Genomic DNA, 5,658 nt, shown 5'->3' with positions numbered 1-5,658 from the left:
GCCGGAGTGAGGGCACACCGAGCCTAGGCGAGGTGCCGAGTGGTGGGGCAAGAGCCTTTTGGTTACTTTTGGGCTCCTTTCAAAAGTGACCCGCTGTAAGAGCGGAACCAATACAAGCCATCACCCAAAAACGGATATGCCCCCAAAAAGAAGCATCACCCATTAGCCAGCTCTTCCAGATGATCCATCAACTCCTGCGGCTTAAGCACCAACACATCACTGTCCACCGCATCCAGCACCACCTCCGCCGTATTCCCGATCAACGCCCCGGAAATCCCGGTGCGCGCCACCGTACCAATGATGGTCACCGCCGCCTGCCACTTGTGCGCCGCGTGAGGAATCAACACATCCGCCGGCCCTTCCTCGATATGCAGATGAGTGTCGTCAATATCAAACTCCGCCTGGAACGCCTTGCACTGCTCACGATAGCGTGCCTCGATCGTCTCCTTGAGCTGAAATACCGGATCCGCCGCCGACAGCATCGGCGACGGATGCGCACTGATCACATGCAACTGCGCCTTCGCCAAACTCGCGATATCAAAACCATGATCAATGATCGAGTTATGCAGCGCCTGGTGCTCCGCATCAGAGTTCCCCACATCAATCGCCGCCAGAATCACCCCGCCAGCCCAAGGCCTGGACGTCTTCACCAGCAGCACCGGAGTAGGGCAGTAGCGCATCAACTTCCAGTCGGCAGGCGTCAACAGCGCCTTTTTCAGCGGGCTGTCAGCGAAATGCTGCTTGACCACCAACCCACACCCCTCTGCCTGCTGCACATCGATGATGGTTTCATGCAGGCTGTCATTCCACGCCTGTTCAGTCGTGACGCTGTAGCCATCCTCCTGCAGACCGGCCTTCAGCAGGCTCAACATCGCAGAATGCTCGTGCTTCTTGTCACACACCAACAAATGCAAATGTGCCCCGGTGACGCCGGCAATCAGCTTGGCGCGCTTGAGGGCCAGGCTTTCCGAATGCTCAGGCTCGATGACCACCAGGATGCTGCGTATGGCTTGCATGGTCGGGTTCTCCAAAAAAGGGTGGGCGTGGAACAACTATAGTTGCTGCCCGGCACACGTCATGTTGATGCACATCAAGCCCGGTAGCTGGCGGTCTGCGGCGCGGTCGGTATAATCGCCGGCCTTTTGTGAATCTTTGCCCGTGAGCCCGATGAACCTGCCAGAAATCCACGAATTCCTCGGTTGCCGCACCCCCGACGGCTGGGTCCAGGCCGCGTTGGCCGACCAGGAAACCCTGCTGATCGACCACAAGAACTGTGAATTCAAGGCCGCCAGCACCGCCTTGAGCCTGATCGCCAAGTACCATTCCCACGTCGACCTGATCAACCTGATGTCACGCCTGGCCCGGGAAGAACTGGTGCACCATGAGCAAGTCATGCGCCTGATGAAGAAGCGCAAGATCGAGCTGCGCCAACTGTCCGCCGGCCGCTACGCCTCGGGTTTGCGCAAGGTGGTGCGCAGCCATGAACCGGTCAAACTGGTGGATACCCTGGTGGTCGGCGCGTTTATCGAAGCCCGCAGTTGCGAGCGTTTCGAAGCACTGGTGCCGCATTTGGACGAAGAACTCGGCAAGTTCTATTTCGGCCTGCTGAAAAGCGAGGCCCGGCATTTCCAGGGTTACCTGAAACTGGCTTACCAGTACGGCGACGCCAAGGACATCGCCCAGGTCATCGACCGTGTACGCGCCGCCGAGCAGGAACTGATCGAGTCACCGGACGTCGAGTTCCGCTTTCACAGCGGCGTGCCAGCCTGACGCAACCGCTGCACCGAGCAACGCGGTGATCCCGGCGAGTATCAGGATCACCGCCTGCGTCCCCAGCGGCGCCGCCAGCAGTGCGATCAGCAAACCGGCCAGCGGCTGCGAGAGGTTGTTGAGCAAGGTCAGCACGCCCACCGTCTTGCCAAAGTCCCGGGCCGGGATTACCCGTTGTCGGACGCTGCGGATGTACACGTTGAACATCTTGTCGAAACCGGTCAGCAGCAGGAAACCCACGGCATAAGCCCACACATTCGGGCTGATGGCCGTGATCAACGCTCCCACGGCAATCATCGAATACGACAAACCGCCCAGCACCTTGAGCGGCAGGGAAGCGCGCGCCAGGAAAAACAGGATGGCGATGGTCACCAGCGCGCCGGCCGCCTGCAACCCGGCGTAGGTGTCCTTGCCGGCGGCGTATTGGCCAATGATCATCGCGGCGGAAGTGGCGAGGGTGACACCGATGATCAGGTTCACACCCACCGCCAGGGCGATAATCCTTTTCAGCTCCGGCAGGTCGCGGATATGCCCGAAGGCAACGCGCAACGGCTGCAGCCAGATGTCGTTGTGCTGCTCGAAGGTTTCAAGATTGACCGTGGTGTGGCGTTGCCAGATGCGCATCGCGAGGTCCGCCAGCAGGAACAGCCCGGCAACCGCCAGCACGACCCAGTGCCAGGCCCAGACGCCCAACATCAGCGCAGCCACCAGTGGGCCCAGCACCAGCCCGGTCTGGTCGGCAATCTGCGAGTAGGACAAGGTCTTGGCGTAGGTGTAATGCTTGAAGATATGCGGCAGCAGCACTTCCCGGGCCATGATGCCCTGGGTGGTCAACACGCCGCACAGCGCCGAAAGCATGACAATCCAGTAAATCCCGTCGAACATTCCATACAGCAGCACCGCCGCCACACACGCCAGCGCCCGGTACACCTGGCTGATATGCAGGACGCGCACGGCGGGATATTTGTCGCACAACGCCCCGCACACCGGGAACGACAGGTACCGCGGCAAGGATTCGACAAAAAACGCCAGGCCCGCCCAGGACACACTGTTGGTGGTCTGGAACACGATCAGCGGCACGATGAACAACAGAATCTGGTCGGCCAGGCGTGACAGAAACAACGAAATGAAGAAAGCCAGGTAATCCTTGCGCATGGTGTGCTCGTGTCCGTGAGTCAAATCGTCGTCAGTAGCCGGAGCCGGATTTATCCGTGAGATTGTGGCGCTCGTCGCCCTTGAGCGGCGGGTTGAATACGCTGACCAGCACCAGGTCCTGCTCCTTTCCGCCTCTTAGATAATGGCAGTCGTGTTGGTCCAGCGCATAAATATCACCGGGGCGGATCGGGTAGACGTTACCGTCCATATCTTCGACTTCACCCTCACCGGCGATGCAGTAGCAAGCCTCGAGGTGATTACGGTATTGCAGCAGTGACTCGGTGCCGGCACGCACGACGGTGTGGCAGACGGTATAACCCATCCCGTCCTTTTCCGTCAGCAACCGATGGCTGGTGCCAGCGCCCCATTCGACAAAGTGCGCGGTGTTTTCTATGTCTGATTTGTGACGAACGAACATGGTTTTCTCCCGCTATGTAGGTAGAGGGCCATGATTCTCTTGTGTTTGTGGTGTTGTCATCAGCGACACTTCCGAAAAGCGTGTGGGGCGCATCTGGCGGAGGTACCGAGTTAAAGACTGCGGTAAAACTGTTAAAAACTCTTAAAAGCATGAAGCTTCGTCGGCCAGTGATGGCCAGCTGCTTTAGTCTGCCGGCTTGCCACCTATAATGCGCACACTTCAATCCGCGCGTGCACTGGAAATTTATGGATAACTTGGGTCTCGGCAAGGTCTTGCTCGTGGAGGACGATGAGAAACTGGCAGGGCTGATCGCCCATTTCCTGTCCCAGCATGGCTTCGAGGTGCTGGCCGTGCACCGCGGCGACCTGGCGCTGGCGGCGTTCCTGGAGTTCAAGCCGAAGATCGTCGTGCTCGACCTGATGCTGCCCGGCCAGAGCGGCCTGCATGTGTGCCGTGAAATTCGCAACGTGTCCGACACACCCATCGTGATCCTCACCGCCAAGGAAGACGACCTCGACCACATCCTCGGCCTGGAGTCCGGCGCCGATGATTATGTGATCAAGCCGATCAAGCCGCCTGTGCTGCTGGCTCGCCTGCGCGCCCTGCAACGTCGCCAGGCGCCGGAACCCACGGTGCGCGGCGCCCTTGAGTTCGGCCGCCTGGCCATCGACCGCAGTTGCCGGGTGGTGAGCCTGGGCGGGGAGAAGATCGACCTGACCACCATGGAATTCGAACTGCTGTGGTTGCTGGCCAGCGCCGCCGGGAAAATCCTCTCCCGCGATGACATTCTCAACCGCATGCGCGGTATTGCCTTTGACGGGCTCAACCGCAGCGTCGACGTGTACATCAGCAAGCTACGCGGCAAGCTCAATGACAACCCCCGGGAGCCGGTGTGCATCAAGACCATCTGGGGCAAGGGCTACCTGTTCAATCCGTTCGCCTGGGAGGTCTAGATGTTAAGGCTGTTTCTGCGTCTGTATATCATCCTGGCCATTGGCTTGGCCGGGGCGATCTGGCTGGTGAACTACACCTTCGATGAGCTGTTGCCGGAAGCCAACGAAACCTACAACCGCGAAGCCCTGCGCGGCCCGGCGTATGGGGTGGTGGAACAATTGCGGCCGGTGACAGGGGAAGCGCGCGCCGCCCGCCTGGCCGAGTTGCAACCGCACTATGGGCTGCGCCTGGCGCTGGTGCAGCGGGACAGGCTGAAACTCACCGAGCGTGAACAGCAACTGCTGGCCAGTGGCGAGTTGGTGGTGCGTGGGGATTTCATGGAGTTCATCTCCAACATCGACGGCGGCCACCAACTGCTGGAAATCAAACTGCCGGAAGAGCCCAAGTGGCTGTACATGTGGGCCTATGGCTTTCTCGGCCTGTGCCTGGCGATTGTCCTGTACTTCTGGGTTCGGCCCCATTGGCGTGACCTGGAGCATATCCGCCTGGCCGCGCAACGTTTCGGTGACAACGATCTCGGCTCGCGCATCCTGCTGCCGCGCCGTTCTACCGTGCGCGAGCTGGCGGGGCACTTCAACCAGATGGCCGAGCGCATTGAAAGCCTGATCGCCAACCAGCGCGAGTTGACCAACGCCGTGTCTCACGAGCTGCGTACGCCGATTGCGCGGCTGTCGTTTGAGCTCGACCAGCTCAAGCAACAGGCCGATCCACGGGAGAGCCGCGCACTGATCGCCGACATGTATGCCGACCTCGGCGAGCTGGAAGAAATGGTCTCGGAACTGTTGACCTACGCCAGCCTGGAACGCGGCGCCACGCAGATCACCCGGGAAAGCATCGAGGCCCACAGCTGGCTCGACAGTGTGATCGGCAGCGTCGCCCTGGAGGCCGAGGCGGCAGGCGTGCAGTTGCTGCTGCGCACCTGTGAAGTCGATTACATCCGTATCGAGCCGCGCTTTATGGCACGGGCGGTGATCAACCTGTTGCGCAATGCAATTCGCTATGCAGACCGGCGTGTGGAAGTGTCGCTGGTGAAGTTTGGCACCGGCTATGAAGTTCGAGTGAATGACGATGGGCCCGGTGTGCCGGTGGAAGGGCGAGGGAAGATTTTCGAGCCGTTCCTGCGCCTGGACGCCAGCCGTGACCGCCGCACCGGTGGCTTCGGCCTCGGCCTGGCGCTGGTGCGGCGGGTGTGCCAATGGCATGGCGGGCAGGTTGAAGTGCTGGATTCGGAGTGGGGCGGGGCATCGTTTCGGATGACCTGGGCGTATGCCGAGTAATCATCCAGGAGCCATGGAGATCAAATGTGGGAGCGGGCTTGCTCGCGAAGGCGGTGAATCAGTCGCCGGATACATTGACTGAAA

Annotated in this window: 6 protein-coding genes; 3 read left to right on the top strand and 3 right to left on the bottom strand. The window is 60.3% G+C overall.

Annotated elements, in window-relative coordinates; all coding sequences use genetic code 11:
* Positions 1-155: 155 nt before the first annotated feature.
* Entirely contained in the window at positions 156-1,016 is an 861-nt protein-coding gene (locus tag ACW9I6_RS30325; protein WP_010171159.1) for a universal stress protein, read from the bottom strand.
* 151 nt (positions 1,017-1,167) lie between these two features.
* Here ACW9I6_RS30325 and miaE point away from each other — a divergent pair, with 151 nt between their 5' ends.
* Entirely contained in the window at positions 1,168-1,770 is a 603-nt protein-coding gene (gene miaE, locus ACW9I6_RS30320) for a tRNA-(ms[2]io[6]A)-hydroxylase (protein WP_008431008.1), read from the top strand.
* Here miaE and ACW9I6_RS30315 read toward each other — a convergent pair.
* Entirely contained in the window at positions 1,726-2,925 is a 1,200-nt protein-coding gene (locus tag ACW9I6_RS30315; protein ID WP_457340161.1) for an MFS transporter, read from the bottom strand. The genes miaE and ACW9I6_RS30315 overlap by 45 nt on opposite strands.
* A gap of 31 nt (positions 2,926-2,956) precedes the next feature.
* Positions 2,957-3,343 (bottom strand): ectoine synthase, encoded by a 387-nt coding sequence (locus ACW9I6_RS30310; RefSeq protein ID WP_003217559.1) that lies wholly within the window; start codon positions 3,341-3,343, stop codon positions 2,957-2,959.
* Positions 3,344-3,588: 245 nt separating this feature from the next.
* Here ACW9I6_RS30310 and ACW9I6_RS30305 point away from each other — a divergent pair, with 245 nt between their 5' ends.
* A complete protein-coding gene (locus ACW9I6_RS30305; RefSeq protein WP_003217561.1) occupies positions 3,589-4,296 on the top strand; it encodes a winged helix-turn-helix domain-containing protein in 708 nt (235 codons plus the stop codon).
* A complete protein-coding gene (locus ACW9I6_RS30300) occupies positions 4,297-5,574 on the top strand; it encodes an ATP-binding protein (RefSeq protein WP_087693018.1) in 1,278 nt (425 codons plus the stop codon).
* Positions 5,575-5,658: the final 84 nt, after the last annotated feature.

The organism is Pseudomonas sp. SDO5522_S412 (genome assembly GCF_054071215.1).
The sequence above is the reverse complement of the archived record's forward strand: the minus strand, read 5'-3'. Positions and strand labels throughout refer to the sequence as shown.

What these genes read in the sequence shown, in the direction of transcription:
- ACW9I6_RS30325 (WP_010171159.1), bottom strand. Translation starts at nt 1,016, where the DNA reads ATGCAAGCCATACGCAGCATCCTGGTGGTCATCGAGCCTGAGCATTCG.
- miaE (WP_008431008.1), top strand. Translation starts at nt 1,168, where the DNA reads ATGAACCTGCCAGAAATCCACGAATTCCTCGGTTGCCGCACCCCCGAC.
- ACW9I6_RS30315 (WP_457340161.1), bottom strand. Translation starts at nt 2,925, where the DNA reads ATGCGCAAGGATTACCTGGCTTTCTTCATTTCGTTGTTTCTGTCACGC.
- ACW9I6_RS30310 (WP_003217559.1), bottom strand. Translation starts at nt 3,343, where the DNA reads ATGTTCGTTCGTCACAAATCAGACATAGAAAACACCGCGCACTTTGTC.
- ACW9I6_RS30305 (WP_003217561.1), top strand. Translation starts at nt 3,589, where the DNA reads ATGGATAACTTGGGTCTCGGCAAGGTCTTGCTCGTGGAGGACGATGAG.
- ACW9I6_RS30300 (WP_087693018.1), top strand. Translation starts at nt 4,297, where the DNA reads ATGTTAAGGCTGTTTCTGCGTCTGTATATCATCCTGGCCATTGGCTTG.